30 protein-coding genes are annotated in these 25928 nt (G+C 58.5%); 17 read left to right on the forward strand and 13 right to left on the reverse strand.

Annotated elements, in window-relative coordinates:
- Positions 1-51: 51 nt before the first annotated feature.
- A complete protein-coding gene (locus LJU29_RS15430) occupies positions 52-747 on the reverse strand; it encodes a peptidase C39 family protein (RefSeq protein WP_257112756.1) in 696 nt (231 codons plus the stop codon).
- A 219-nt stretch (positions 748-966) separates the two neighbouring features.
- Between LJU29_RS15430 and LJU29_RS15435 the strand changes: the two genes are divergently transcribed.
- Entirely contained in the window at positions 967-1149 is a 183-nt protein-coding gene (locus LJU29_RS15435) for a hypothetical protein (RefSeq protein WP_005757926.1), read from the forward strand.
- Positions 1150-1246: 97 nt separating this feature from the next.
- Here the strand turns inward: LJU29_RS15435 and LJU29_RS15440 are convergent, their stop codons facing one another.
- Together LJU29_RS15440 and LJU29_RS15445 are read right to left on the reverse strand one after the other, a co-directional pair.
- Positions 1247-2005 (reverse strand): TerC family protein, encoded by a 759-nt coding sequence (locus LJU29_RS15440; protein ID WP_005757925.1) that lies wholly within the window; start codon positions 2003-2005, stop codon positions 1247-1249.
- 43 nt (positions 2006-2048) lie between these two features.
- Positions 2049-2285, reverse strand: coding sequence for a hypothetical protein (locus tag LJU29_RS15445; protein ID WP_005757924.1), 237 nt, complete (start codon positions 2283-2285; stop codon positions 2049-2051).
- A 132-nt stretch (positions 2286-2417) separates the two neighbouring features.
- Between LJU29_RS15445 and nhaR the strand changes: the two genes are divergently transcribed.
- A complete protein-coding gene (gene nhaR, locus LJU29_RS15450; RefSeq protein WP_257110895.1) occupies positions 2418-3425 on the forward strand; it encodes a transcriptional activator NhaR in 1008 nt (335 codons plus the stop codon).
- Here the strand turns inward: nhaR and LJU29_RS15455 are convergent.
- Together LJU29_RS15455 and LJU29_RS15460 are read right to left on the reverse strand one after the other, a co-directional pair.
- Complete coding sequence (locus tag LJU29_RS15455) at positions 3317-4471, reverse strand: MFS transporter (protein ID WP_257110896.1); 1155 nt, start codon at positions 4469-4471, stop codon at positions 3317-3319. The two genes, nhaR and LJU29_RS15455, sit on opposite strands and share 109 nt — an antisense overlap.
- Positions 4472-4681: 210 nt before the next feature.
- Positions 4682-5191, reverse strand: a complete 510-nt coding sequence (locus LJU29_RS15460) for a DUF1993 domain-containing protein (RefSeq protein ID WP_002553619.1) — start codon at positions 5189-5191, stop codon at positions 4682-4684.
- A 154-nt stretch (positions 5192-5345) separates the two neighbouring features.
- On the opposite strand from LJU29_RS15460, the gene LJU29_RS15465 reads away from it, so the two are divergent.
- On the forward strand, positions 5346-6008 hold the full coding sequence (locus LJU29_RS15465; protein ID WP_005757918.1) for a YceH family protein: 663 nt from the start codon (positions 5346-5348) through the stop codon (positions 6006-6008).
- 39 nt (positions 6009-6047) lie between these two features.
- On the opposite strand, the gene LJU29_RS15470 is transcribed toward LJU29_RS15465, so the two are convergent.
- Positions 6048-6863, reverse strand: a complete 816-nt coding sequence (locus LJU29_RS15470; RefSeq protein ID WP_257110897.1) for a shikimate 5-dehydrogenase — start codon at positions 6861-6863, stop codon at positions 6048-6050.
- A 210-nt stretch (positions 6864-7073) separates the two neighbouring features.
- Here LJU29_RS15470 and LJU29_RS15475 point away from each other — a divergent pair, with 210 nt between their 5' ends.
- Both LJU29_RS15475 and LJU29_RS15480 read left to right on the forward strand, forming a co-directional pair.
- Positions 7074-7430 carry a hypothetical protein gene (locus LJU29_RS15475; protein ID WP_057453588.1) on the forward strand — a complete coding sequence of 119 codons (357 nt, stop codon included), beginning with the start codon at positions 7074-7076 and terminating at the stop codon, positions 7428-7430.
- A gap of 172 nt (positions 7431-7602) precedes the next feature.
- Positions 7603-7785, forward strand: a complete 183-nt coding sequence (locus LJU29_RS15480) for a hypothetical protein (RefSeq protein ID WP_005757912.1) — start codon at positions 7603-7605, stop codon at positions 7783-7785.
- Between the two features lie 96 nt (positions 7786-7881).
- Here LJU29_RS15480 and LJU29_RS15485 read toward each other — a convergent pair whose 3' ends face one another.
- Positions 7882-8442, reverse strand: a complete 561-nt coding sequence (locus LJU29_RS15485) for a hypothetical protein (protein WP_005757910.1) — start codon at positions 8440-8442, stop codon at positions 7882-7884.
- A gap of 267 nt (positions 8443-8709) precedes the next feature.
- On the opposite strand from LJU29_RS15485, the gene pbpG reads away from it, so the two are divergent.
- Entirely contained in the window at positions 8710-9645 is a 936-nt protein-coding gene (gene pbpG / locus LJU29_RS15490; RefSeq protein ID WP_002553614.1) for a D-alanyl-D-alanine endopeptidase, read from the forward strand.
- 71 nt (positions 9646-9716) lie between these two features.
- On the opposite strand, the gene LJU29_RS15495 is transcribed toward pbpG, so the two are convergent.
- The 4 genes from LJU29_RS15495 to LJU29_RS15510 form a co-directional block, all read right to left on the reverse strand.
- Entirely contained in the window at positions 9717-11147 is a 1431-nt protein-coding gene (locus tag LJU29_RS15495; RefSeq protein ID WP_005757909.1) for an NAD-dependent succinate-semialdehyde dehydrogenase, read from the reverse strand.
- A gap of 43 nt (positions 11148-11190) precedes the next feature.
- A complete protein-coding gene (locus tag LJU29_RS15500; RefSeq protein WP_005733403.1) occupies positions 11191-11586 on the reverse strand; it encodes a low affinity iron permease family protein in 396 nt (131 codons plus the stop codon).
- Positions 11587-11817: 231 nt separating this feature from the next.
- Positions 11818-12678, reverse strand: coding sequence for an SDR family oxidoreductase (locus tag LJU29_RS15505; RefSeq protein WP_002553611.1), 861 nt, complete (start codon positions 12676-12678; stop codon positions 11818-11820).
- A gap of 107 nt (positions 12679-12785) precedes the next feature.
- A complete protein-coding gene (locus tag LJU29_RS15510) occupies positions 12786-13925 on the reverse strand; it encodes a glutathione-independent formaldehyde dehydrogenase (RefSeq protein WP_057453585.1) in 1140 nt (379 codons plus the stop codon).
- Positions 13926-14196: 271 nt separating this feature from the next.
- Between LJU29_RS15510 and LJU29_RS15515 the strand changes: the two genes are divergently transcribed.
- The 6 genes from LJU29_RS15515 to LJU29_RS15540 all read left to right on the forward strand — a co-directional run bounded on the left by LJU29_RS15515 (position 14197) and on the right by LJU29_RS15540 (position 19167).
- Positions 14197-14787 (forward strand): amino acid synthesis family protein, encoded by a 591-nt coding sequence (locus LJU29_RS15515; RefSeq protein WP_005757904.1) that lies wholly within the window; start codon positions 14197-14199, stop codon positions 14785-14787.
- A 48-nt stretch (positions 14788-14835) separates the two neighbouring features.
- A complete protein-coding gene (locus tag LJU29_RS15520) occupies positions 14836-15684 on the forward strand; it encodes an alpha/beta fold hydrolase (RefSeq protein ID WP_005757902.1) in 849 nt (282 codons plus the stop codon).
- Positions 15681-17162, forward strand: a complete 1482-nt coding sequence (locus LJU29_RS15525) for an aldehyde dehydrogenase (RefSeq protein WP_005757901.1) — start codon at positions 15681-15683, stop codon at positions 17160-17162. The genes LJU29_RS15520 and LJU29_RS15525 overlap by 4 nt, the downstream gene beginning before the upstream one ends.
- A 13-nt stretch (positions 17163-17175) precedes the next feature.
- Complete coding sequence (locus tag LJU29_RS15530; protein ID WP_002553606.1) at positions 17176-17661, forward strand: flavin reductase family protein; 486 nt, start codon at positions 17176-17178, stop codon at positions 17659-17661.
- Between the two features lie 188 nt (positions 17662-17849).
- Positions 17850-18602 (forward strand): GntR family transcriptional regulator, encoded by a 753-nt coding sequence (locus LJU29_RS15535; RefSeq protein ID WP_002553605.1) that lies wholly within the window; start codon positions 17850-17852, stop codon positions 18600-18602.
- Position 18603: 1 nt separating this feature from the next.
- Complete coding sequence (locus LJU29_RS15540; protein WP_005757895.1) at positions 18604-19167, forward strand: NUDIX hydrolase; 564 nt, start codon at positions 18604-18606, stop codon at positions 19165-19167.
- A 51-nt stretch (positions 19168-19218) separates the two neighbouring features.
- Here LJU29_RS15540 and LJU29_RS15545 read toward each other — a convergent pair whose 3' ends face one another.
- A complete protein-coding gene (locus tag LJU29_RS15545; protein ID WP_004665021.1) occupies positions 19219-19509 on the reverse strand; it encodes a DUF1330 domain-containing protein in 291 nt (96 codons plus the stop codon).
- Between the two features lie 94 nt (positions 19510-19603).
- Between LJU29_RS15545 and ribBA the strand changes: the two genes are divergently transcribed.
- From ribBA to LJU29_RS15570, 5 genes are all read left to right on the forward strand, one after another.
- The gene (gene ribBA, locus LJU29_RS15550) at positions 19604-20713 is read left to right on the forward strand and encodes a bifunctional 3,4-dihydroxy-2-butanone-4-phosphate synthase/GTP cyclohydrolase II (protein WP_257110898.1); all 1110 of its coding nucleotides are present in this window, start codon (positions 19604-19606) and stop codon (positions 20711-20713) included.
- A 290-nt stretch (positions 20714-21003) separates the two neighbouring features.
- Positions 21004-22029: an ABC transporter substrate-binding protein gene (locus LJU29_RS15555; protein WP_257110899.1), complete on the forward strand. Its 1026-nt coding sequence runs from the start codon at positions 21004-21006 to the stop codon at positions 22027-22029.
- On the forward strand, positions 22014-22970 hold the full coding sequence (locus LJU29_RS15560) for an ABC transporter permease (protein WP_080438570.1): 957 nt from the start codon (positions 22014-22016) through the stop codon (positions 22968-22970). Before LJU29_RS15555 ends, LJU29_RS15560 begins: the two co-directional genes overlap by 16 nt.
- A gap of 6 nt (positions 22971-22976) precedes the next feature.
- Positions 22977-23792 (forward strand): ABC transporter permease, encoded by an 816-nt coding sequence (locus LJU29_RS15565; protein ID WP_054995436.1) that lies wholly within the window; start codon positions 22977-22979, stop codon positions 23790-23792.
- On the forward strand, positions 23789-24943 hold the full coding sequence (locus tag LJU29_RS15570) for an ABC transporter ATP-binding protein (RefSeq protein WP_257110900.1): 1155 nt from the start codon (positions 23789-23791) through the stop codon (positions 24941-24943). Before LJU29_RS15565 ends, LJU29_RS15570 begins: the two co-directional genes overlap by 4 nt.
- Positions 24944-24959: 16 nt before the next feature.
- Here the strand turns inward: LJU29_RS15570 and LJU29_RS15575 are convergent, their stop codons facing one another.
- Entirely contained in the window at positions 24960-25871 is a 912-nt protein-coding gene (locus LJU29_RS15575; protein ID WP_004665017.1) for a LysR substrate-binding domain-containing protein, read from the reverse strand.
- Positions 25872-25928: the final 57 nt, after the last annotated feature.

Genomic DNA, 25928 nt, shown 5'->3' on the forward strand with positions numbered 1-25928 from the left:
ACAGTAAAACGGCACCTTATCGGTGCCGTTTTTGTTTGTGCCGCGTTTATTTCATTTAACGCCGCGTGCCAGCGTTCGTTTCGCCTCGCCCGCCGCCTGCTCCTGTCCGGACTTCGATAAAGCTTCAGCGGCCTGCAACCAGCGCTGCTGCTCGACGTTGGCGGGCAGCTGCCGGGGCGACTGAACCAGCACCGCCCAACTGCCGGCCTCTTTCCACGCCGATGTGAAGCGGCTGAAACTCATTGAATAGCGACGATCCATGCCTGCATTCAACAATACCGTTTCCTTTACCCGGTTGTAACCAATCAACACGGCATAACGTGGGCTCTTCCACAGTGCAGAGCCCTGGGAAAAGCGCAGCATGACCGGATAGCCCGCCGACACCTGAGTCAGCAGGTCGTGTAATTGACCATCAAGCGGATAGACCATGAACCCGTACTCCCGCGCAACCTTCTGCATATTCTGTTCGAGCCGGTCTTCGGCACCTGGCAGTTGCAGCGGCTTGTCGAGCAAGCCGGGCGTGGTCTGCACCTGTTGGTTGGCCAGCATGCTCGCCAGCACCATTGGTCCGCTCTGGTAGGCGTTCCCACGGAAGAACGGCACCGACGTCAGTTCGACCCGGTCCGGAAGGCGTTTCATCTCGGGCGTGACCATTGAAGAACAGCCGACAAGCCCCATGAGCAAGGCTAAAACCAGCCATGAACGTAATGCACCGGCAGTACCGGAATAGAAAGAGACCGACAAGATGTTCACTCGCTTCAACTGATGCCGGGCAACCCACGACCCGGCCTGGACACCGATCATAGAGCTCTGGGGGTTCAGGGTATAGTCAGGCACTGCGGCTCATCGGGCCGAATGGAGAAAATAGTTCATAGCCCTGCGCCACTGGTCAATTAACCGAAACATGCCCCGTACTAGACTGTCAGTTATCAAGACCGCAACAAAAGCAGGAATGTGGAGGCACTTATGAGCCTGGAACTGACAATCGTGATGCTGCTCGCTTCGTGGCTTGCTGTAGCCAGTGCCATGCTGTGGGGCGTAATGCGTATATCCCGTCGCCATCACCAGCCGCACAGTGCAGCGCCACCTGCGGCAAAACGGCCGAGCCTGGTAAAGGCTGTCAAAGTACCCGCTGCTGTGGCCAGCTGATAGTTCGTTGTGCCGCTCGAATAAAGTTGTCGGCAGTGGAAATGCAAAAAGGTCGACCCGGTTACCCGGGTCGACCTTTTTTCAGCCTGGCCTGCTATCAGTGCGAGGACACCTGAGCAGCAGCCTTTTTGCGTCTTGCTCTGCGTACCAGCATGTTCAGGCCTTCAATGGCTGCCGAGAAGGTCATGGCAGCGTAGATGTAGCCCTTGGGTACATGAGCGCCAAAGCCTTCGGCGATCAGCGTCATACCGATCATGATCAGGAAGCCCAGGGCCAGCATGACCACTGTCGGGTTATCGTTGATGAACTTCGCCAGCGGGTTGGCGGCAACAAGCATCACGATGACGGCAGTAATTACAGCAATGACCATAATCGGCAAGTGTTCGGTCATGCCCACGGCAGTAATGATACTGTCGATGGAGAACACCAGATCCAGCATCAGGATCTGCACGATGGCCGCGCTCATGCTCAATGCCACGACCGAACCCAGGGCTTTCTCTTCTTCGGTCTTGACGTCCATGCTGTGGTGAATTTCCGTCGTCGCTTTCCAGACCAGGAACAGGCCACCAGCGATCAGAATCATGTCCTTCCACGAGAACGCCTGGCCGAATACCTCGAATACCGGCTCTGTCAATTGCACGATGTACGCCACGGTGCTGAGCAAGCCAAGGCGCATCACCAGCGCCATACCGATACCCAGTTTGCGGGCCTTTTCTCGTTGGTGCTCAGGGAGCTTGTTGGTGATGATCGAGATGAAGATCAGGTTATCGATACCCAGTACGACTTCCATGACCACCAATGTTGCCAGCGCGATCCAGGCTGCCGGACTTGTTGCGAGTTCCAATAGGTATTCCATAGATCACTGCCCTGCCTGAGCCAATATTAGTTGTAAGTCAGATTTATTTATCGGTCGTATTTTCGGTTTCAGCCGAGCTTTGTGGTGGCTGCTGCACCGAAAGTTCCTGTTTTGCCTCATCAATGGCCTTGGTTGCGGCTTGATGTGTTTCGTCAATCGCCTGTTTTGCAGTGTCGGCTGCTGCATTCACCACATGCTTGGTGGATGACTCTATCTGATCGCATCCTGCCATTACCAGCAGCGAGCAGCCCAGCAGTGCAGCGTAAAGGGTTTTATTCATGGCTTCCTCGTTAAGCAAGGCTGGGCGGCGTGTTTAGCCCGGCGTTGGAAGCAGATTCTAGACATTTTGAAACATACGGAAAATTCGATTTTATAAGGCTTATACTTCGGTTTTACCGAATCGGCAGAGATCATGCTCAATTACCGTCAGCTTCACTATTTCTGGGTAGTAGCCAAAACCGGGAGCATCGTGCGCGCCTGCGAGCAGTTGAATCTCACCGCGCAGACTGTCAGCGGACAGATAAGCCTGCTGGAGGCGTCACTGGGTGTCGATCTGTTCCAGCGCGTAGGCCGGCAACTGGAAATGACTGAAGCGGGTCGCCTGGCCCTGCCTTACGCCGAACAGATGTTTCAGTTGGGCAATGATCTCGAAAACCTGTTGCGCTCGCAGCCCGATGAACAGCAACTGCTGTTGCGCATCGGGTTAGCTGATGTGGTGCCCAAGTCCATCGTGTACCGGCTGATTGCCCCGACCATGAACCTCAGTGAGTCCATTCGCATCACCTGCCGGGAAGATAAACTGGAAAGGCTGCTGGCAGACCTGGCAATCCAGCGTCTGGACCTTGTGATCTCGGACAGCCCCATGCCGCAGCACTTGGATATCAAGGGCTACAGCCAGAAACTGGGAGAATGCGGGGTCAGCTTCTTTGCGACCCGTGAAGTGGCAGAACGTATCGGGAGTGGCTTTCCGCAGTGCATGCACGGTGCGCCGCTATTGATTCCAGGCCAGGAAACCGTCGTTCGCGGCCGGCTGATGCGCTGGTTTGCCGAACAGAGCATCCAGCCGCGCATCATCGGCGAGTTCGATGACAGCGCGCTGATGAAGGCGTTTGGCAAATCCGGCAGCGGTGTCTTTGTTGCGCCCAGCGTAATCGCCGATGAGGTGCAGAGCCAATATGGCGTACAACTGATAGGCCACACTGATGCGGTGACCGAATCCATCTACGCCATCACCGTAGAGCGCAAGGTCAAACACCCTGGCGTTGTCGCCATCGCCGAAAGCGCACGAAACCAGTTGTTTACCGACGCAAGTCAGGCTGCAAGCGGGCCGGAATCACGTCTGATCAACAGCACTGCCAGCACAATCGCAAGAGCGATAATGCCAGCGGCAGCGAAACCGACGTTCCCCAGACCGAGATGATCGATGACCCTGCCGCCGATCATCGCACCAATCCCGATGCCAAGATTCGCTCCGGCGATGTTAAGCGACGCCGCGAACGCAGGTGCTTGCGGCGCGGCCTTGATCAACCGCACATGACTGACCAGAAACAAGGCTGCCTGGGTGATACCCCATATTGCCAGCGCGACTGGCAAGGCGAACACCGAGTTGATGCTGGGCACCACAGCGACCATGCCGACCACCATGAAGGCGCAGAATACCAGGCTGGCAATCAGCGGATGCCGGTCAACCATGCGCCCGCCCAGCGAGTTGCCGAGCAAGCCGACCGCGCCAAACCCCATCAGGCACCAGCCCACCAGGCTGCCGTCGAAACCGGCGAGACGCTCCAGCATGTCCGCCAGATAGGTGTAGGCGGTGAACATGCCGCTGAATACCAGTACCGACAGCAGCACATGCCCCTGCATCATCCGACTGCGCAATATGCCGAACTGGTTGAGGATCGACACCGGGTTTTTCTTCGCCGCGGTCCGTGGCAGATAGACCGCCAGCAATAGAGCCTTGGCAAATGCCAGACCGGCGAGCACCAGAAACGCACTGCGCCAGCCGAAAGCATCGGAGATCAAAGTACCTATGGGGATACCGAACACAGTGGCGCAAACGATGCCGAAACCGATTCTGGCAATCGCCCTGCCAGCGAACTGCGGCCCGACGATGTCCACGGCGGTTTCACTGGCCAGCGCCCAGAATACCGGCAGCCCCAACGCAGGAAACAGCCGCGCCAGCGCCATCACGGCAATATTGGGTGCCAGCGCTGCCAGTAGATTTGAAAAGCCGAATAGCACAAGAATGCTGATGAACAGACGCTTGCGCTCGAAACGCGAGAAATAAGCGGTCAGAAAAGGACCGAACGCTGCAACCGTGAATACGAACAGGGTGACCAGCAGCCCCGCTTGCGAAACCGTGACATCCAGATCGCGGGCAACCGCAGGCAAAAGACCGACAATGACGAATTCTGTGGTCAGCACGGTGAAACCGGCGGCCGACAACAGAAGTATGGGCAACAACATGAATACTCCAGAACAACACTACAGCCCGAAAAACAGGGCTGACATCCCAACAACTCTCGTTCCCACGCTCCGCGTGGTAATGCATTTCGTGACGCTCTGCATCAGCCAATGCGTGCCAATGCGGAGCATTGGCACGATAGTCAGTTGGATTTGCGCATAACGCCGAGGGACGAGAACATCAGCGAGGCTTCAGCCCCGCACGTTTCAGAATCAGAACTTGCCCATGAAGTCACGCTTGCCGATTTCAACGCCGTTATGGCGCAGTAGGTCGTAAGCGGTGGTGACATGGAAGAAGAACTGCGGCAAGGCGTAGCTGAGCAGATAAGCCTGACCGTTCAGACGCTTTTCCTTTTCGGTGCCGGGACGCAGGACGATTTCGATACCTTCCTTGCCGTCGACCTGCTCGGGCGTGATGCTGCCGATGAACGCAAGCGTCTTGGCAAGCAGTGCCTGCAGTTCGGCGAAGGTGGTTTCGGTGTCATCGTATTGCGGGATCTCGACGCCTGCCAGGCGGGCCGAAGCACCCTTGGCAAAATCGACGGCAATCTGCACCTGACGGGTAAAAGGCAACATGTCCGGGAACAGACGCGCCTGCAGCAGCGCTGGCGGCTGGATTTTCTTCTCGGTCGCGTAGGCTTCGGCCTTGGTCAGAACATCGCTCAGCGCATTGAGCATTTGCTGAAAGACAGGAATGGAAGCGGCGTACAGGGAAATAGACATGACATATCCTGATTGAGAAAGGCGCAATTATAGACCCACCTGATGGCAAACACCGTGACACTTTTCAGCGACCCTGCAGATCAGTGCAACAGACACTGGCAATAATGTGCGCCACGCCCTACGCTGATCCACCGCCATCACTCAGGGAAGCGTCATGTCCATTGAATCGTCCTCCTCCGAATCCTCCCCGAATGCCGACGCCCTGCACCTCAACAGCTCTGAAGTGCGTGTTCTGGGCTGCCTGATCGAGAAACAGGCGACCAACCCGGAAACCTACCCGCTGACCCTTAATGCACTGGTACTTGCCTGCAACCAGAAGACCAGTCGCGATCCGGTCATGAGTCTGACTCCGGGCCAGGTCGGGCAGAGCCTGCGCGCTCTTGAGGGTCGAGGCCTGACGCGTCTGGTGATGGGCAGTCGCGCTGATCGCTGGGAGCACCGGGTCGACAAGGCCGTTGAGCTGGTCCCCGCGCAGGTGATACTGACCGGCCTGTTGCTGCTGCGCGGCCCGCAAACCGTCAGCGAACTGCTCACGCGCAGTCACCGCATGCACGATTTCGAGGACAGCGAGCAACTCATCCATCAACTGGAACGGCTCATCGCCAGAGGCCTGGCGATGCTCGTACCCCGCCAGTCCGGTCAACGGGAAGATCGTTACATGCACCTGCTGGGCGACCCGGATGATCTGCAAGAGCTGCTTGCAGCCCGTCAACACGCGCCTGAGCGTAATGCGGCAAACCCGGCTGCCAGCCAGCGTCTTGATGAGCTGGAAGCGCGCGTCGCTGCCCTTGAAGAGCGCCTTGCCAGACTGGAGTAACGCCCGTCGCCCACGTCCGACTCTGTGCACAGGCCACCACTATCCGGCTCTGGCGAACGCCGCAGCCTGTTGATACTGCTCATCGGTCGGGCGAATGCCGGTATACAGCACAAACTGCTCCAATGCCTGGATCGCCGCGACTTCATCGCCGCTCACGACGCGCTTGCCCTGGCGGCGGGCAGCCTGGGTCAGCGGCGTTTCGGCCGGGGTGGCCACCACATCGAAAATCGTCTCGGCCGCATCGATGGCCTGCAAGTCAAACGACAACTCGTCAGCCTGGGCACCTTGCATGCCCAGCGGCGTGACGTTGACCAGTAAAGGTGGTCGCGCGCTTCCCAGCTCCGCCTGCCAGCGAAAGCCACACGCCTCGGCCAGGCGTCGACCGGCCTGCTCGTTGCGGGCCACGATCAGGCCATCGGTGAAACCCGCATCGCGCAACGCGAACGCAACCGCCTTGGCCATGCCCCCGCTGCCGCGCAGGGCAAAAGCGCTACGAGGGACGGCGTGGCTCTCCATGAGCTGCGCAACCGCGATGTAATCCGTGTTGAACGCCTTCAAATGCCCGTCGGTGTTGACGATGGTATTGATCGACTGGATGGCGGCGGCGGAAGCATCAAGTTCGTCGACCAGTTCAATGCAGGCTTCCTTGAACGGCATCGAAACCGCACTGCCACGTATCCCCAGCGACCGAATGCCCGCCACGGCAGCGGCAAGATCATTGGGTGAGAACGTCTTGTAATAGAAGTTAAGGCCCAACTGCTGATAAAGATGATTGTGGAAACGCACGCCAAAGTTGCCGGGACGGGCGGCCATGGACATGCACAACAATGTGTCTCTGTTTGCAGTAATGGGCATACGGGTTTCCTCCAGACGGTAATGGCTTGAATATTCGATAAAAGCGTATGCTACGCACCAGTGAACGCGAGGACACGCGCCGCACACCTTACATAAAATTTACTCAGCACTTTCGCAGATTCTTACAATTTCGATGTCATAGTGTTATCCCGTGGCAGTGCTTGAGAGTGATGCAGGCGCGCGACAACGGGTTGAGAGCGAGGAACAATCATGATTCGTCAAATCCCCAAGATCGCCTTGTTTGTAGGTGCCCTGGCCCTTGCTGGCCAGGCGAATGCTGACCGTGGCTGGGGTGGCCCTGCCGTGGTAGGTGCTATCGTAGGCGCTGCCGTTGTCGGGGCGGCGGTATCTTCAAGTCGCGATAGAACCGTGTACGTAGAGCGCGAGCCGGTTTATGTGCAACAACAGCCGGTCTACTACGCACCACCACCGGTCTATTATCAGCCGGCCCCGGTCTACCAGGTTGTCGAGCGCTACCCACCGCCTCCACCGCCAGGCTACTACCATCGCTACGGGCCACCACCAGGCCCGGACTATTACTACGGCCCGCCACGCGGCCGCTGGTAACCGAACAAAAAACCCGCCTCTTCAGGCGGGTTTTTCATTGGTGTGCTCACACTATCGCCTGCCGATGCAATGTGCCCGACCCTCGTTGCTATCAATGACCACTATTGAGACTGTCGATTTCTAACTTTCCCGATCGGCCACTACAGTAGCGGCATGGATTGAGGAGGCAGTTATGACCAAGGTACACATCATGTCCGTCGTCGGCAGTGCAGTTCCAGCGCCGCTCAGAGAGCGAGGTCTGCTGGCCTGCTGGTACCTGATTCAGGATGGCGAGCCGGTCAGCGGCCCTCTGGCGTCTTTGCCTGTGGCGGAAGCCTTGTCGCGGCAAATGCAGTGCCACCCCCTCAACAGCTGATTTTTTCTGCGAACCTCGTGCGTTGCTCCGCACATCCCTTTGCCCGCCTCTTTGAAGGCGGGCTTTTTTTGAGCCAGGGAAAGCAGACGATCCGCCTCAGCCGCGCTCGGCCATAGCAGCATTGACCTGACAACGATGTGCCAGCTTCTGCAAGCGCTTTTCCAGTGCCATGAACACCACACGGTCGGTCCGACCACTGTCGAGTTCATCGATCAGGTCATTGGCAACCTGACGCAACTCGTGAGCCAGCACCACGCGATCATCGTTCAGGTCCTGTTTGTGAGACTCGAACAGGCGATGCAGGTAGTCCTGCAATGTGTATTTCAAGCTGTGCCGGTCAGTGGCGCGTAGGTGCGTCAGGTTGAGACTGATACGGCCCTGCAATTCGCTCAGCTCGCCACACAGATACTGCATGCGCCGTGCGTAGCCAACTTCGCGGTCACGTACCTGCTTGCGCGCCTGCTCCGCTTCCTGCTTGCGCTGAATGGCGGGTACAGCCACGGCAACCATCAAACCGACGATCAGGCCAATGGCCTGCATCCAGCCTGCCCAGTCACTGGGGCGTGATGTAAAGCCGACACCCAGCAGCAGGATGACAACCAGCGAAGCGATGATCACCAATACTGCGTAATCCTTGCTGACAAACCCCTTGAGCATTGCATGACTCCTTGAATCGGTGACCTGAATGGCTTGGAATGCTAATCGGTGCAGGCCTTTCACACCACGACTATTCAGTTGTGGTTCGGTTTTAAACAGGTTTGAGAGCAAAAAGCCACTTAACCGCAACTTAACGAAATCCCGTTTCCTGCATTTTTTAATGAAACGCCCTACGACACCCATCGACATACCGCAAAGTCTGCTCATAAAATGCAGCGTTTTGACGCGATCCCTTCCATTACCACCTTTATCGAGTGAGCCTTGCTCTTGAAAATTCGTCTGTCTCTTCTGGGCCTATTATTTGTACTTACCGGCCCGGCGCTTTCCACTACCACGCTGGCAAACGAATCCGCTGTTCTGAATCGTGATCCTTCCAATCTGCACCTCGCCTCAGGCAGCGCAATGGTCATCGACCTGCAAACCGACAAAGTTCTGTACTCCAGTAACCCGGACGTGATTGTACCGATTGCCTCGGTCACCAAACTGATGACCGCGATGGTAGTCCTTGATGCCAAACAATCGATGGACGAAGTCATACCGGTCAATATCTCCCAGACCCCGGAAATGAAAGGTGTGTTCTCCCGGGTTAAACTCGGCAGCGAAATGAACCGCCGCGACATGTTGCTGATCACCCTGATGTCGTCGGAAAACCGCGCTGCGGCGAGCCTGGCGCACAGCTATCCCGGTGGTTATCCCGCGTTCATTCTGGCGATGAATGCCAAGGCCAAGGCGCTGGGCATGAAACATACCGCCTATGTCGAACCTACCGGCCTGTCGGTTTACAACGTATCCACTGCACGCGACCTCACCAAGCTGGTGATGGCGGCACGCAAATACCCGATGCTCAGTGAACTGAGCACCACCGAGCAAAAGACGGTGACGTTCCGTAAACCGACCTACACCCTGGGTTTCAGCAATACCGACCACCTGGTGCGCAAGGACAACTGGGATATCAAACTGACCAAAACCGGCTTTACCAATCAGGCCGGCCACTGCCTTGTGCTGCTGACCAGCATGGCCAATCGTCCGGTTTCCGTGGTTATTCTGGATGCTTTCGGCAAGTACACCCACTTCGCTGACGCCAGCCGTATACGCAAGTGGATGGAAACCGGCCAGAGCGGCCCGGCACCTGAAGTTGCCCTGCAGTACAAGAAAGAAAAGAATCTGGTCATGAGACAGACCGGTATTCAAGCCAAAGACTGACGGGTACGTGCAACAAAAAAACGGTCGCGATGCTTGCACATCGCGACCGTTTTTATTTACCCGTTGCGCACTCAGTTGTACTGAGTGACCAGCTTGGTGTTCAGGTAAGCCTCAATGGCCTCGGTGCCGCCTTCGGAACCGTAACCGGAATCCTTGATCCCGCCGAACGGGACTTCCGGCAAGCCGATACCCTGATGGTTGATCGACAGCATGCCCGCCTCAATGTAAGTACTCAGCGCCTGAGCGGTCTTCATCGAGGTCGTGAACGCGTAGGACGCCAACCCGAACGGCACCCGGTTGGATTCGGCAATAGCCTCTTCAACCGTGTCGAACGGCACCAGCAGCGCAACCGGCCCGAAAGGTTCTTCGTTCATGATGCGCATTTGCGGTGTCAGGCCACTCAATACGGTTGGCTCGAAGAAATAGCCCGGCCCCTCGACAGCCTTGCCTCCGGCAGACAGGGTTGCACCTCCACGCACAGCGTCTTCGATCAGATCGACCAGCGCAGGAATACGTCGCTCGTTGGCTACCGGCCCCATGGTGGTGCCCGCCTCCAGACCGTTGCCGACCTTGATCTCGCGGGTCAGGCCCACAAACCTCTCGGTGAACGCATCCAGCACCTTGCGTTGCACCAGAATCCGCGTCGGCGATACGCAGACCTGTCCGGCATTGCGGAACTTCGCGTTGGCCAGCACGCGCGCAGCGAGGTCGATATCAGCGTCATCGAACACCAGCGCCGGCGCATGACCACCCAGCTCCATGGTCGCCCGCTTCATATGTTTCCCGGCGAGTGCAGCCAGTTGCTTGCCGACCGGTGTCGAACCGGTAAACGTGACCTTGCGAATCACCGGATGCGGGATCAGGTAGCCAGAGATTTCAGCCGGATCGCCGTAGACCAGACCAATCACGCCTGCCGGAACACCGGCATCGGCAAACGCCCGAATCAGCTCGGCAGGCGACGCCGGAGTTTCTTCCGGAGCCTTGACGATGATCGAGCACCCGGCTGCCAGTGCAGACGACAACTTGCGCACCACCTGATTGATCGGAAAATTCCACGGTGTGAACGCCGCAACAGGACCGACCGGCTCCTTGACGACCTTCTGCTCAATGGCCACGCCACGCGAAGGCACGATACGGCCATAGCTGCGACGCCCTTCCTCGGCCAGCCAGTCGATGACATCAGCGGCAGAAAGGGTTTCCATCCGCGCCTCGGCCAAGGGCTTGCCCTGCTCCTGGGTCATGATCCGGGCAATGTTGTCGGCACGCTCGCGAATCAGGTTCGCGGCTTTCTGCATCAGCTTGTAGCGATCATAGGCCGAGGTGGCGCGCCAGGTGGCAAAGCCACGCTCGGCCGCCGCCAGGGCTTCGTCAAGGTCGGTGATACCGGCATGTGCCACACTGCCCAGCGACTGGCCGGTTGCAGGGTCTATGACCGGAATGGAACGGCCATCGCGGCTCGCGCGCCATTGGCCATCGATATAAAGCTGTACGTCTGGATACATGAAAATCTCCATAGGTAATTGAAAAAACGGCGTTACTGAGCGATCAGACTCGCTGCTCGGCACCAGCCATTGGCAAAGGGGCCTCGATATCGTGCTCGCCGCCCATGGCTTCGTATTTCTTGCGCAGGGCCCTGAGGTCCTTCTGCGTGAGGCCGTCGAGGTTCAGCAACGAGTTCTGCGCATCCTTGGTCACGCGCAACAGCTCGTCGACTTTCAGGTGCAGGACATCGTTGTCACGGTTCTGCGTGTTCTGGATCAAGAACACCATAAGGAAGGTAATGATGGTAGTCGACGTATTGATGATCAACTGCCAGGTATCGTTGTAGTGAAACCACGGACCGGTGAATGCCCAGAGACAAATAAGCACGACGGCTGAAGCAAAAGTGGCCGGGCTGCCGGCCCATTTCGAAAGGGATTGGGAAAATCTGGAGAACTTCATTAACAACTGCCTGAACACGGGGTGTCTTACATGGACACCGCTAACGCATTGAAATTTCTTGCAACAGTTGGATCCGTTCAGCTTACTGACAGGCTTCAATGCCCATTAAACCCGGAAAGGTGTGTATCCGCAGTGGCACCGGACCATACATCGCGCCTGAAATATCACGCCTGATGCGGGAGAAACGGCACCCGCCAGGCACCGCTTCAACCGCACAAACGTTCTATGAATTCACAGGATCGGCTTGCCGCCCGTCACTGCATAGCGCGAGCCGGAAATGTAACTGGCTTCGTCCGAGGCCAGCAAAACGTAGATGGGCGAAACTTCCACCGGCTGACCTGGACGGCCCAGCGGGGTCTCGCTGCCGAAGCTTTTGACGTCTTCGTCGGTCATGGTCGCCGGGATGAGTGGCGTCCAGATCGGGCCGGGGGCCACGCTGTTCACGCGGATACCCTTGTCGCCCAGCAACTGCGCCAGGCCACCGGTGAAATTGGCAATCGCGCCTTTGGTGGTCGCATACGCCAGCAGCGTCGGTTTGGGCATGTCCGAATTGACCGAACTGGTGTTGATGATCGAGCCACCCCGCGGCATATGCGGGACCGCGGCCTTGCAGATACGAAACATCGCAGTGATGTTGATATCGAAGGTCTTGACCCACTCTTCGTCGGAGATTTCTTCCAGCGTCTCGTGATTCATCTGGAACGCGGCGTTGTTGACCAGCACATCGATACGGCCAAATTCAGCCACCGTCTTGCTCACGATGTCTTCGCACTGTTGCTTCTGGGCCAGATCACCCGGCAACAGCAGACACTTCCTGCCGGCCTCTTCGACCCAGCGCTTGGTTTCTTCCGCGTCTTCATGCTCGTTCAGGTACGAGATTGCAACCTGCGCGCCTTCTCGTGCAAAGGCTATGGCGACAGCGCGACCGATGCCGCTATCGGCACCGGTGATCAATGCAATCTTGCCCTGCAGGCGCCCGGAGCCCTTGTAGCTTTTTTCGCCGCAATCCGGATAAGGGTCCATCTTGCCCTGCAACCCTGGAACCTCTTGCGGCTGACTGGCAAACGGTGGCTTTGGGTATTCTTCGTTCATCTGAATAAATCTCCCTGGCTCAATTAAAACTGACTGAATAAAAATAGCGCTGCTCCTTGTCGCCGGGCACGGCCAAAGGCGACAAGGGGGTTGATCAGTTGCAGCAATCAGGCACTCGGCTTGAGAACCACTTTGGTCCAACCTTCATCGCGCGCGTCGAAATGCTGATAGGCCGCAGGACCTTCCTCAAGTTTCAGACGATGGGAAATGATCTGCGAAGGCTTGGCCCGATCATGGTGGATCAGCTCGGCCAGGCGACGGTTGTAGGCTTTGACGTTGGCCTGTCCGGTGCGAATCTGCTGGCCTTTGAACCAGAACGAGCCGAAATCGAAGGCCATTTTGCCTTCCTTCGCCAGATCGTTATGCGCGCCCGGGTCCTGTGGCACGAAAACACCCACGACACCGATACCACCAGTGGCCTTGGTCGAGGCCACTAGGTTGTTCATGGTGACGTGATTGGCCTCATGCCCATGACGGTCGCAACACTGATAACCCACGCACTCGCAACCACGATCGGTGCCTTTGCCATTGGTCAGATTGAGAATCTGATCCACCGCACCCTGCTCCAGCGAATTGATCGGCGTCGCGCCCATTTTCGCTGCAAGCGCCAGGCGATCCGGGTGGTTGTCGACCACGAATACTTGCGAAGCACCCTTGATCATTGCCGAGTGCGCAGCCATCAGACCAACCGGACCGGCGCCATAGATAGCAACGCTTTCGCCAGGCAGCAGCCCGGCTAGCTCGGTGGCATGCCAACCGGTAGGAAAGATGTCCGAGAGCATGACGTAGTCTTCTTCACGCTCGGCAGCATCTTCAGGCAACAGCAGGCAGTTGAAGTCGGCGTACGGCACGCGCAATAGCTCGGCCTGGCCACCCTCATGATCGCCCATGTCGGCAAAGCCGTAAGCCGCACCCGCGCTACCCGGGTTGGCGGTAAGGCAATAACCGGTCAGGCCCTTCTCACAGTTTTCGCAAAAGCCGCAGCCAATATTGAACGGCAGGCACACCCAGTCGCCCACTTTGATGCGGTCGACGCCGGCGCCGACTTCGATCACCTGGCCGAGGTTCTCATGACCGAAAATGCGCCCCGTCTCGAAAGACGTGCGCCCTTCGTACATGTGCATGTCCGAGCCACAGATGTTGGTGGAGGTCACTCGGACAAGAGCATCTGTTGGCTTCTGGATCTTCGCATCCGGTACGTTTTTGACACTGACGTCACGCGGACCGCCATAGACGATGGCTTTCATGTTCTGAGTCTCCTTAGGTGAAAAATTCGGTAGGGCTTTTTAAGGCTCACCGAATATCTGTCACGACCAGAAGACGCCTGTTCAAAGTGATTGCCTTCATACCTGACGAGTGGTCATTGATGAGCGCGAGCCAGAGCGGTTCGTGCGTATTGATCCGGGAATATGAGATGAGTCCCGGCCCCTGTATTCACTGCAAAGAAAGCATTTGCACGCCTAATCTTATGGTATACCATCAGACGAAATACAAAAACACTCACTCCGGGAGTCGTTCATGAGTTTTGAAATTCGCAAGATCGTCACGTACACCGAAGAAACCTTTATCGAGGGCGGCAAGGCCGCCGACAAGCCGGTCACCATGATCGGGCTGGCCGCCGTGATCAAGAACCCTTGGCTGGGCCGTGGTTTCGTCGAAGACCTGAAACCGGAGATTCGCGCCAACTGCTCCGCACTGGGCGAGTTGATGGTCAAGCGCCTCACCGATGCGATTGGCGGCGCGCAGAACATCGAGGCCTACGGCAAGGCTGCAGTGGTCGGGGCGGAAGGCGAAATCGAACACGCTTCGGCGGTGATCCATACCCTGCGCTTTGGCAACCACTACCGCGAAGCGGTCAAGGCCAAGAGCTACCTGAGCTTTACCAATAAGCGCGGTGGCCCAGGCACGTCCATCCAGATTCCGATGATGCACAAGGATGATGAAGGCCTGCGCTCGCACTACATCACGCTGGAGATGCACATCGAAGATTCGCCCCGTGCCGACGAAATCATCGTAGTCCTCGGTGCCGCCAACGGCGGACGCCTGCACCCGCGGATCGGCAATCGTTATATCGACCTGGAAGAACTGGCCGCCGAAAAGGCTCAGTAATCCATAAAAGCTGCGATCAATCTTCCAACCTCTGCGCAGGAGCGATCCATGATTCAGCTCACCGCTGAACACACCCCGGCGGGTACCAGCTATCTGGCTACCGGCCAAGGTCACCCCGTGGTGTTGATTCACGGGGTGGGCCTGAACAAGGAAATGTGGGGCGGCCAGATCGTTGGCCTGGCCACGAATTATCAGGTAATCGCTTATGACATGCTCGGCCATGGTGCCAGCCCGCGTCCGGACCCGGACACTGGCCTTCCGGGCTATGCCGAGCAACTTCGTGAGTTGCTGGAGCATTTGCAACTGCCCCAGGCGACGGTCGTCGGCTTCTCGATGGGCGGGCTGGTGGCTAGGGCATTCGCGCTGGAGTTTCCGCAGCTTCTCGCCGGGTTGGTGATTCTCAACAGCGTGTTCAACCGCAGCCCTGAACAGCGTGCAGGCGTCATTGCGCGCACCAGCCAGGCCGCCGAGCACGGGCCGGACGCCAACGCAGGCGAAGCTTTGTCACGCTGGTTCAGCCGTGAGTATCAGGCGGCCAACCCGGCGCAGATTGCGGCCATTCGGCAGAATCTGGCCAGTAACGATCCGCAAGGCTACCTGACTACCTACAAGCTGTTTGCTACCCAGGATATGTACCGCGCCGAAGATCTGGGCGATATTCGCGCACCAACCCTGATTGCAACAGGCGAACTTGACCCTGGATCAACGCCGGAAATGGCCCGTGAGCTGGCCATGCGCATCAGCGGTGCCGAAGTCGCGATACTACCCGATCAACGCCATATGATGCCGGTTGAGTCGCCGCGCCTGGTCAACCAGGTGTTACTCGACTTCTTTGAAAAAACCGGTCTCGACAAATTGGCGACTGCCCACAACCCGATCAAGGGGATAGTTGCATGAGCCTTACCCGCTTTCAGATGTGCATCGACGGCCAATGGGTCGATGCGTTGTCCGGCAAGACTTTCGACAGCCTCAACCCAGCGCTGGCTGAACCGTGGGCGCAACTGCCCGACGCCGACGAAGCAGATGTAGAACGTGCCGTGCAGTCCGCGCAGAAAGCCTTCGAGGGCCCAGCGTGGCGAGGCCTTACTGCCACGGCACGCGGCAAGCTGCTGCGCAAACTGGGCGACCTGATCGCCGAAAACAAAGAGAATCTGGCGCAGCTGGAAAGCCGCGACAATGGCAAGCTGATTCGCGAAACCCGTGGTCAGGTCAGTTACCTGCCGGAGTTCTTTCATTACACCGCCGGGCTGGCTGACAAGCTCGAGGGCGGCACCCTGCCCCTCGACAAGCCGGACCTGTTCGCCTACACCGTGCATGAACCGATGGGCGTGGTCGCCGGAATCATTCCGTGGAACAGCCCGTTGTACCTGACCGCCATCAAGCTGGCCCCGGCGCTGGCGGCGGGCAATACCATCGTCCTAAAGCCATCGGAACACGCCTCGGCCACCGTGCTTGAGCTGGCGCGGCTGGCGCTTGAAGCGGGTATCCCGCCCGGCGTGGTCAACGTCATCACCGGTTACGGCCCGACAACAGGCGCTGCACTGACCCGCCACCCGCTGGTGCGCAAGATTGCCTTTACCGGTGGCGCGGCCACGGCTCGCCACGTGGTGCGCAGCAGCGCCGAGAATTTCGCCAAACTGTCATTGGAACTCGGCGGAAAATCACCGAATATCATTTTCGCCGACGCCGATCTGGACAGTGCCATCAATGGTGCGGTCGCAGGCATCTATGCAGCGTCCGGGCAAAGCTGTGTTTCCGGCTCGCGACTGCTGGTGCAGGACGAAATCTACGATGAGTTCATTGAACGCCTGGCCGAGCGCGCCAGTCGTATCCGGATCGGCAATCCGCAGGATGAAACTACCGAAATGGGGCCGATGGCCACAGCCCAGCAACTGGCCGTGGTAGAAGGCCTGGTGGCGGACGCGCTGGCCGAAGGTGCACGCCTGCGTCTGGGCGGCAAGCGCCCGAGGCTGGACAGCAAAGGCTGGTTCTATGAACCTACGCTGTTCGAATGCGACCGCAACTCGATGAAAATCATGCAGGAAGAAGTGTTCGGCCCGGTGGCATCGGTGATTCGTTTCAAGGACGAAGCGGAGGCGCTGGCCATTGCCAACGACTCACAGTTCGGCCTGGCTGCCGGAATCTGGACCCGTGACCTGGGCCGTGCGCATCGCCTGGCGCGGGATATTCGCTCGGGTATCATCTGGGTCAACACCTATCGTGCCGTGTCGGCCATGGCGCCTATCGGCGGTTTCAAAAACAGCGGCTACGGCCGCGAGAGCGGGATAGACTCCGTACTGGCCTACACCGAACTGAAAACGGTGTGGATCAACCTTTCGCAGGCGCCCATGCCTGATCCATTTGTCATGCGTTAACGAGGCCGCTGCGATGATCGAACCGAGTATCTACAAAGAAGTCATGGCGTCATTCCCTTCAGGCGTCACGATTGTCACCACGCTAGACCCCGAGGGCAATCTGGTCGGTATCACCGCCAGTGCGTTCAGTGCGCTGTCCATCGACCCGGCGCTGGTGCTGTTCTGCCCCAACTACGCATCGGACACTTACCCGGTGCTGCGCGACAGCAAAAAATTCGCCATTCACTTGCTGTCTGCCGACCAGCAGGTCGAAGCCTATGCGTTCGCCAGCAAGGGCAAGGACAAGACCAAAGGCATCGAGTGGCACTTGAGCGAGCTGGGCAACCCGCTGCTGGGCAAGGCAACCGCTATCATTGAATGCGAGCTGTGGCGCGAATACGACGGTGGCGATCATGCAATCATTGTCGGCGCAGTGAAAAACCTGATCCTGCCCGCTGTACCAGTCACACCAATGGTTTATCACCGCGGCAAGATGGGCGCACTGCCAGCCATCGTCTGAGGCTGCGCCGGGCGGTTTTGGTGGTTGCAGGCATCGGCGTGATAAACTCGGCCGCGACCCGGGTTCATCCGTCCGGGCCATGCAGCAGCCCGCGTGGTTTGTGGGCTGCCGACATGAGCGAGACTTTGTTTCCAGCCACGGTTTCCAGTCACGTTTTTACTTTGACAGCCCCATTCCGAGCACACCCGATGAAACGCCTGCCACTCGATGACACCTTCAAGGTCAACCGCAACCCCGTCACCCTGCGGGAGATTGTGCTGGACAAGCTGCGCAGCGCGATCATGAATTTTCAGCTGCTGCCGGGCGATCGTCTGGTCGAGCGTGATCTGTGTGACCGTCTGGGCGTCAGCCGCACCTCGGTGCGCGAGGCGCTGCGCCATCTGGAATCCGAAGGCCTGGTCGAGTTCGCCGATGCCAAAGGCCCGCGCGTTGCCATTATCACCCTGGCAGACGCGTGCGATATCTACGAGCTGCGGTGCGTACTGGAGGGCCTGATTGTTCAGCTGTTCACCCTGCGCGCCAAGCCCAAGGACATTCGCGCCCTGGAAAAAGCCCTGGAGGAAAATCGCCAGGCGCTCAAGGAAGGCGAGCTGCAGCAAGTGATCGATTCGGTCCAGGGTTTCTATGACGTACTGCTGGAAGGCTCCGGTAATCACGTCGCCGCAACACAGCTGCGTCAGTTGCAGGCGCGCATCAGCTATCTACGCGCCACCTCGGTCTCCCAGGAAAACCGCCGCGGTGCGAGCAACAAGGAAATGGAACTCATGGTCGAGGCCATCAAGAGCGGCGACCCGATGGCCGCGCATCAGGCCTCGGTCGATCACGTGCGCAACGCCGCACGCGTGGCACTGGAATATTTGAAATCCAAGCAGGACGAAGACACCAAAGTCCGCGAAATCATCGCGCCCGTGGCACTCAAAGAACCCCGCATAGGGCGCTGACATGGTCACACCGCGCTTCTGCCCTCAATGCGGATGCGCTGACCTGGCTCAGCGCGTCCCCGAGGGCGATACCCACGCGCGGTTGATATGCGGCGGCTGCCAGTACATTCATTACGTCAACCCGAAGATCATTGCCGGCTGCATCATCGAGCAGGAAGGCAAATATCTGCTGTGCCAACGCGCCATACCGCCGCGCCCCGGCACCTGGACACTGCCTGCCGGGTTCATGGAAAGCGGCGAAACCACCGAGCAGGCGGCGCTGCGTGAGGTCTGGGAAGAAGCCGGAGTGCGTGCCGAAATCGTCTCGCCCTATTCCATCTTCAGCGTGCCGCGGATCAGCGAAGTCTACATCGTGTTCCGTGCCATCGCCCTGGAAGTCACCGGCCAGTTCGGCCCGGAAACCCTGGACTACCAATTCTTCGCCCCTGAAGACATCCCGTGGGACAGCATCTATTACCCCGCCATCCGCCAGATACTGGAACGCTATATCGAAGAGCGTCAGGCGGGGGTGTATGGCATCTACATGGGCAACGACGACACCGGCAAGGTCCATTTTATTCGTTAAGCGCAGCTCCAGGCGAAGCAGTCCGGGCCGCATCTGGATTTTGTCTGCTGCTCAAGGCTGCCCCTCGACTATCACGATTTCGGCCTTGGCTGCGCCCTGTCGATGGCTCATGGCGTTCTGGTATTGCGGCGAGTGATAGCAGGCAACTGCCTGCTCGTAGGACTCAAATTCGATAATCACCGTGCGTTGTGGCGTCGCACGCCCTTCCAGCGCTTCGGAACGCCCGCCCCTCGCCAGAAATTTGCCACCAAACAGCACGAACGCTGCGGGGGCACGCTGGGTGTATTCAGTGTACTGCTGAGGGTCGGTTACATCGACGTGTGCAATCCAATAAGCCTTCATCGTGATCTCACTGTTTCAATGATGGGGAATCTGTGAAATATTCTGTCTTATGGTATACCACGATTCGTTTACCCATAAAACCGGGATACTGAACATGGCATTCGACCGCATCGAAGACATCATTGAAGACTACCGCCTGGGCAAAATGGTTTTGCTGGTTGATGACGAAGACCGGGAAAACGAAGGCGATCTGCTACTTGCCGCCGATTGCTGTTCAGCACAGGCAATCAGTTTCATGGCTCGCGAAGCACGCGGGCTGATTTGCCTGACGCTGACCGATGAACACTGTCAGCGTCTGGGCCTGGAGCAAATGGTGCCGAGCAACGGCAGTGTCTTCGCCACCGCGTTCACGGTGTCCATCGAAGCGACAACGGGCGTGACCACCGGCATCAGCGCGGCAGATCGTGCGCGTACCGTTCAGGCCGCCGTCAACCCGCACGCAGTACCGGAAGACCTGGTGCAGCCGGGTCATATCTTCCCGTTACGCGCGCGTGAAGGCGGTGTTCTGACCCGCGCCGGGCACACTGAAGCGGGCTGCGATCTGGCACGTATGGCTGGTTTTTCCCCCGCCTCGGTGATTGTCGAGGTCATGAATGACGACGGCACAATGGCGCGTCGCCCTGATCTGGAACTGTTCGCCGAGAAACACGGAATCCGTATCGGTACCATCGCCGACCTGATCCATTACCGGCTTAGCACCGAGCACACCATCGTCAGGATTGGGGAGCGCGACCTGCCCACGGTACACGGCACCTTCCGCCTGTTCAGCTACGAAGACCGCATCGAAGGTGGCGTACACATGGCCATGGTAATGGGTGATATCCGCCGCGACGACCCTACTCTGGTGCGCGTGCATGTGGTCGACCCGTTGCGCGATCTGGTCGGCGCCGAATACACCGGCCCGTCGAACTGGACGCTCTGGGCCGCGCTGCAACGGGTGGCGCAAGAAGGTCGCGGCGTGGTCGTGGTGCTGGCCAGTCACGAGTCCTCACAGGCATTGCTGGAGCGAATTCCGCAACTTACCCAGCCGCCGCGCCAATACACTCGCTCGCAATCGCGTATCTATTCCGAGGTCGGTACTGGCGCTCAGATCTTGCAGGATCTGGGTGTCGGCAAACTGCGCCACCTCGGCCCGCCACTGAAATACGCAGGTTTGACCGGCTACGATCTGGAAGTGATTGAAAATATTCCGTTTCCCGGCTGACCGGCAAAAGTACCACGGGCACGCCCCACGGCCTCCGCTCGGCAACCGCATGGGTTTACCGCAAAAACACTCGATGAGGGCATTTTGACAGGGCAAAACGCTTGCAGAAATTTTGGAATACCATAATATGACATTCCATAAAAACACGATTTAGTCAGGCGCGCCCGCCAAGGGACAGCACTAATAACAGCTCCTGACCTGTACCAGGTTTCAAGGCCCATTGGACCTACTGCTCCCGATTACGCGGGCAAGAAAAGCCCGCTCAAAACACAACAAATGAGGGCGTGAAAATGGTGTTGAACAAACGTGCAGCAGCAGTTCTGGCGGCCGGCGTGCTGGCTCTCTCGAGTGTCGCCGCGAGCGCCGCCGAGAGCGTCAACTTCGTGAGCTGGGGCGGTTCCACCCAGGACTTTCAGAAAGAAGCCTGGACAGCTCCGTTCAGCAAGGCCAGCGGGATCACGGTCGTACAGGACGGTCCCACTGACTACGGCAAACTCAAGGCCATGGTCGAAAGCGGTAACGTGCAGTGGGACGTTGTCGATGTCGAAGCCGACTTTGCCCTGCGTGCCGCCAGCGAAGGCCTGCTGGAGCCTCTGGACTTCAACACCATCAAACGCGACGAGATCGACAAGCGCTTTGTCACCGACCACGGTGCCGGTTCGTTCTTCTTCTCCTTCGTGCTTGGCTACAACGAAAGCAAAGTGGGTGCCAAACCACCCGTCGACTGGGCCGCCATGTTCGACACCAAAACCTACCCCGGCAAACGCTCGCTGTATAAATGGCCAAGCCCCGGCGTGCTTGAACTGGCCCTGCTGGCCGACGGCGTAGCCCCCGACAAGCTCTACCCGCTGGACCTCGACCGCGCCTTCAAGAAACTCGACACCATCAAGAAGGACATCGTCTGGTGGGGCGGCGGCGCACAGTCTCAACAACTGCTGGCCTCTGGCGAAGTGGCGATGGGCCAGATGTGGAACGGCCGGGTCTATGCGCTGCAACAGGACGGCGCACCGGTGGGTGTGAGCTGGAAACAAAACCTGGTCATGGCTGATTTTCTGGTCGTGCCAAAAGGCGCAAAAAACAAGGATGCCGCGATGAAATTCATCGCCAATGCAACCAGCGCCAAAGGCCAGGCAGACTTCTCCAACCTCAGTGCCTATGCCCCGGTAAACACTCAGAGCGTTGCGCGCCTGGACTCAACACTGGCACCTAACCTGCCGACCGCCCATGTTGCCGATCAAATCACTCTCGACTTCGCATACTGGGCCAAGAATGGCGCAGACATTGCGACACGGTGGAACGAATGGCTGGTCAAGTAAAAATGACAGCGGTCGCTCCTCGTCAACCCATCCCGGCCGGTGGTGCTCCGCACACCGCCGGTGCGGCACACGACAAGGCGACGAGCATGCAGCGATCCCCTTCCCTCGCTCAGCGCTGGCGTGGCAGCCGCAATCTGCTTCCGGCGCTGATCTTTCTCGGACTGTTTTTCTTCGCCCCGCTGATCGGCCTGCTGCTGCGCGGTGTGCTTGAGCCGGTGCCGGGCCTTGGCAACTACGAACAACTGTTCGCCAACTCGGCTTACTCGCGGGTGCTGCTCAATACCTTTTCCGTCGCTGGTCTGGTGACCTTGTTCAGCCTGCTGCTGGGCTTCCCGCTGGCTTGGGTCATCACCCTGGTACCGCGTGGCTGGGGACGCTGGATTCTGAACATTGTGCTGTTGTCGATGTGGACCAGCCTGCTGGCGCGCACCTACTCGTGGCTGGTGCTGTTGCAGGCGTCCGGGGTGGTCAACAAGGCGCTGATGGCGATGGGCATTATCGATCAGCCACTGGAGATGGTGCACAACCTGACCGGCGTGGTGATCGGCATGAGCTACATCATGATTCCGTTCATTGTCCTGCCGTTGCAGGCGACCATGCAGGCCATCGATCCGATGGTGTTGCAGGCCGGCTCGATCTGCGGTGCCAGCCCATGGACCAACTTCTTCAGGGTATTCCTGCCGCTGTGCCGTCCGGGACTGTTTTCCGGTGGGCTGATGGTGTTTGTCATGTCGCTCGGTTACTACGTTACCCCGGCGCTGCTGGGTGGCGCGCAGAACATGATGCTGCCCGAATTCATCGTCCAGCAGGTGCAGTCGTTCCTCAACTGGGGGCTGGCCAGTGCCGCCGCTGCGTTGCTGGTGCTGATTACGCTGGTGCTGTTCTACTTCTACCTGAAGCTCCAGCCGGAATCGCCGGTCGGTGCCAGTAACGCGAGGTAAACCGCCATGCTCCTGACACCCAATGCCATGAGCCCCGGCCTGCGTACGGGTCTGTACCTGACCACTGGCCTGATCGCGCTGTTTCTGTTGCTGCCGATCCTGTTCATCGTTCTGCTGTCATTCGGTTCATCACAGTGGCTGGTATTTCCGCCACCCGGATGGACACTGAAGTGGTATCAGCAGTTTTTCTCCAACCCGGACTGGATGGCGGCCGCCATGTCGAGCCTCAAGGTCGCGACTCTGACCACCATTGCCTCGGTGGCGCTGGGCCTGCCCACCGCTTTCGCGCTGGTGCGCGGCCGTTTCCCCGGGCGCGATTTCCTGTATGGCGTCTTCACCTTGCCGATGATTGTGCCGCTGGTGATTATCGCTGTTGCCGTGTATGCCCTGTTTCTCAAACTCGGTTACACCGGCACATTGTTTTCCTTCGTCGTCAGCCATGTGATCGTCGCCTTGCCGTTCACCATCATCTCGATCATCAACTCGCTGAAACTGTTCGATCAGTCCATTGAAGATGCTGCGGTAATCTGTGGCGCGTCACGCCTGCAGGCGATCTACAAAGTGACCTTTCCCGGCATCCGTCCGGGCATGATGGCTGGCGCGCTGTTCGCGTTTCTGGTCTCGTGGGACGAAGTGGTGCTGAGTGTGATGATGGCCAGCCCGACCCTGCAAACCCTTCCCGTAAAAATGTGGACCACCCTGCGTCAGGACCTGACGCCGGTCATTGCTGTTGCCTCAACGCTGCTGATTGCCCTGTCGGTGCTGATCATGTTCATCGCCGCGACCCTGCGTCGCCGCAACGAAGCCAGGAGTACTTCATGAGTGCCGTGATCAAAGACCCCGCCCATCAGGATCAGAAAACGCTGGTCAGCCTGTGCAACCTGAACAAGCACTACGGTGATTTCGCCGCTGTCGACAACATTTCCCTGGATATTCAGGACGGCGAATTCCTGACCTTTCTAGGTTCCAGTGGCTCGGGCAAAAGCACCACGCTGTCAATGCTCGCCGGTTTCGAGACGCCCAGTTCGGGCGAGATTCTGGTCAGTGGCAAATCGCTGGTCAATGTGCCGCCGCACAAGCGCGACATCGGCATGGTGTTTCAGCGCTACTCGCTATTCCCGCACCTGTCGGTACGCGACAACATTGCTTTCCCGCTGGCGATCCGCAAGTTGCCTGCGGCTGAGCGCGAAAAGAAAGTCGATGCGATGCTCAAGCTCGTCCAGCTGGAAGAGTTTGCTCACCGCCGCCCTTCGCAACTGTCCGGTGGCCAGCAGCAACGAGTCGCCATTGCCAGGGCGCTGGTCTACGAGCCACGCATCCTGCTGATGGACGAGCCGCTGGGCGCACTGGACAAGAAGCTGCGTGAAGACCTGCAGGACGAACTGCGTCAGTTGCATCGTCGGCTGGGCATCACCATCGTCTATGTGACCCACGATCAGGAAGAAGCCATGCGCCTGTCCCAGCGCATCGCGATTTTCAGCCACGGCAAAATCGTCGGTCTGGGCTCGGGTTATGACCTGTATCAGGACCCGCCAAATGCCTTCGTTGCGTCGTTTCTCGGCAACTCGAACTTCCTCAGGCTCAAAGCACAGGGCAACGCCGTAGCTACGTTTGAAGGCCTTGCGCTGGCGATTCGCCTGACCCCGGGCCTGAAGACCGATCAGGACGTTCTGCTGATGGTTCGCCCGGAGAAAGCCCAGGCGCTGAGCGTTGAACAGGCTGCTGGAACACCACTGGAAGCAGGCTGGAACGAAGTGAGTGCCAAGGTCAATGAGGTGCTTTTTCTCGGCGAGAGCCAGACCTGCTCGGTGGTCACCACAGGCGGTACTGCCATGACTGTCAAAGCGCTTTCAGCGACCGGCATGCGGCTCAGGGCTGGCGACCCGGTGCGGGTACGCTGGGCCGCTGCCGACGCGTGTATCTACACTGAATGGACGGACAGCGACCTGAACAAGGCAGCGGGATCGCACTGACGCCGGTCTGCACGGGTCAGCGGTTTGCCGGTGAGGGATGCAAGGCGAGGTAGTCACGCAGAAACTCCACCGTGACGCGGACCTTGGCTGAACTCATCAGCGGCGAGGTATGCACCGCCCAGATGTCTGCATCCTGACGGTATTCCGGCAGCATCTGAACCAGCCGACCCTCGGCCAGGTCAGTGCGCACATCCCAGAGCGAACGCAGCAACACACCGCGCCCGTCCAGGCACCACTGGCGGGCGATTTCGCCGTGGTTGGTGGACAGGCTGCCGGTTACCTTGACGGTTTCAGCGCCTTGCGGCCCATTGAGATGCCATATGCCGAACGGACGGTCGCGCTCCTTGATCACCAGGCAATCGTGGTTGGCCAGCTCACCGATACTCAATGGCACCCCATGATCTTTCAGGTAAGCGGGGCTCGCGCACAACACGCGCCAGTTGCTGGCCAGGTGTCTTGCACGCAGGTGCGGGGCAATTTCGTTGCCGACGCGGATGTCCAGGTCGACGCCCTCCTCGATCAGGTCGACCAGCCGGTCCTGAATATCCAGACGTATATCCAGCTTCGGATAAAGCGCCGCCAGCTCCGACAAGGCAGGCGCTACGAAACGGCGACCGAAGCCCTGGCTGCTGACCACTCGCAGCAAGCCACTGGGCTCGCCGTGCAGCGCGGCAACTTCGTCGCCCATCTGCTGCACCGACTCCAGAATGCCTTTAGCCCACTCATAGACTCGCTCGCCGTCTTCGGTAATCGACACTTGCCGCGTTGAGCGGTGCAACAACACCACGCTCATATTCTGCTCCAGCAGTTTGACCCGCTTGCTGACATAAGCAGCGGACATGCCCAGCTCATTGGCAGCACCCACGAAGCTCGAGCGTCGAGCAACGTGGATGAACACGTTCAGGTCATCAAGGTTTGGATAATTCACGATTCGTGTTTTCTCAACCCATTAATCGACTGATTATCTTTATATCGTGTGCTTATA

Source organism: Pseudomonas ficuserectae (genome assembly GCF_024584585.1).
Classification (GTDB): Bacteria; Pseudomonadota; Gammaproteobacteria; order Pseudomonadales; family Pseudomonadaceae; genus Aquipseudomonas; species Aquipseudomonas amygdali.

Bases quoted from the DNA above. Each gene is read 5' to 3' on its own strand.
- LJU29_RS15435 (WP_005757926.1), top strand. From the start codon at position 967: ATGAGCCTGGAACTGACAATCGTGATGCTGCTCGCTTCGTGGCTTGCT.
- LJU29_RS15440 (WP_005757925.1), bottom strand. From the start codon at position 2,005: ATGGAATACCTATTGGAACTCGCAACAAGTCCGGCAGCCTGGATCGCG.
- LJU29_RS15445 (WP_005757924.1), bottom strand. From the start codon at position 2,285: ATGAATAAAACCCTTTACGCTGCACTGCTGGGCTGCTCGCTGCTGGTA.
- nhaR (WP_257110895.1), top strand. From the start codon at position 2,418: ATGCTCAATTACCGTCAGCTTCACTATTTCTGGGTAGTAGCCAAAACC.
- LJU29_RS15455 (WP_257110896.1), bottom strand. From the start codon at position 4,471: ATGTTGTTGCCCATACTTCTGTTGTCGGCCGCCGGTTTCACCGTGCTG.
- LJU29_RS15460 (WP_002553619.1), bottom strand. From the start codon at position 5,191: ATGTCTATTTCCCTGTACGCCGCTTCCATTCCTGTCTTTCAGCAAATG.
- LJU29_RS15465 (WP_005757918.1), top strand. From the start codon at position 5,346: ATGTCCATTGAATCGTCCTCCTCCGAATCCTCCCCGAATGCCGACGCC.
- LJU29_RS15470 (WP_257110897.1), bottom strand. From the start codon at position 6,863: ATGCCCATTACTGCAAACAGAGACACATTGTTGTGCATGTCCATGGCC.
- LJU29_RS15475 (WP_057453588.1), top strand. From the start codon at position 7,074: ATGATTCGTCAAATCCCCAAGATCGCCTTGTTTGTAGGTGCCCTGGCC.
- LJU29_RS15480 (WP_005757912.1), top strand. From the start codon at position 7,603: ATGACCAAGGTACACATCATGTCCGTCGTCGGCAGTGCAGTTCCAGCG.
- LJU29_RS15485 (WP_005757910.1), bottom strand. From the start codon at position 8,442: ATGCTCAAGGGGTTTGTCAGCAAGGATTACGCAGTATTGGTGATCATC.
- LJU29_RS15495 (WP_005757909.1), bottom strand. From the start codon at position 11,147: ATGTATCCAGACGTACAGCTTTATATCGATGGCCAATGGCGCGCGAGC.
- LJU29_RS15500 (WP_005733403.1), bottom strand. From the start codon at position 11,586: ATGAAGTTCTCCAGATTTTCCCAATCCCTTTCGAAATGGGCCGGCAGC.
- LJU29_RS15505 (WP_002553611.1), bottom strand. From the start codon at position 12,678: ATGAACGAAGAATACCCAAAGCCACCGTTTGCCAGTCAGCCGCAAGAG.
- LJU29_RS15510 (WP_057453585.1), bottom strand. From the start codon at position 13,925: ATGAAAGCCATCGTCTATGGCGGTCCGCGTGACGTCAGTGTCAAAAAC.
- LJU29_RS15515 (WP_005757904.1), top strand. From the start codon at position 14,197: ATGAGTTTTGAAATTCGCAAGATCGTCACGTACACCGAAGAAACCTTT.
- LJU29_RS15520 (WP_005757902.1), top strand. From the start codon at position 14,836: ATGATTCAGCTCACCGCTGAACACACCCCGGCGGGTACCAGCTATCTG.
- LJU29_RS15525 (WP_005757901.1), top strand. From the start codon at position 15,681: ATGAGCCTTACCCGCTTTCAGATGTGCATCGACGGCCAATGGGTCGAT.
- LJU29_RS15530 (WP_002553606.1), top strand. From the start codon at position 17,176: ATGATCGAACCGAGTATCTACAAAGAAGTCATGGCGTCATTCCCTTCA.
- LJU29_RS15535 (WP_002553605.1), top strand. From the start codon at position 17,850: ATGAAACGCCTGCCACTCGATGACACCTTCAAGGTCAACCGCAACCCC.
- LJU29_RS15540 (WP_005757895.1), top strand. From the start codon at position 18,604: ATGGTCACACCGCGCTTCTGCCCTCAATGCGGATGCGCTGACCTGGCT.
- LJU29_RS15545 (WP_004665021.1), bottom strand. From the start codon at position 19,509: ATGAAGGCTTATTGGATTGCACACGTCGATGTAACCGACCCTCAGCAG.
- ribBA (WP_257110898.1), top strand. From the start codon at position 19,604: ATGGCATTCGACCGCATCGAAGACATCATTGAAGACTACCGCCTGGGC.
- LJU29_RS15555 (WP_257110899.1), top strand. From the start codon at position 21,004: ATGGTGTTGAACAAACGTGCAGCAGCAGTTCTGGCGGCCGGCGTGCTG.
- LJU29_RS15560 (WP_080438570.1), top strand. From the start codon at position 22,014: ATGGCTGGTCAAGTAAAAATGACAGCGGTCGCTCCTCGTCAACCCATC.
- LJU29_RS15565 (WP_054995436.1), top strand. From the start codon at position 22,977: ATGCTCCTGACACCCAATGCCATGAGCCCCGGCCTGCGTACGGGTCTG.
- LJU29_RS15570 (WP_257110900.1), top strand. From the start codon at position 23,789: ATGAGTGCCGTGATCAAAGACCCCGCCCATCAGGATCAGAAAACGCTG.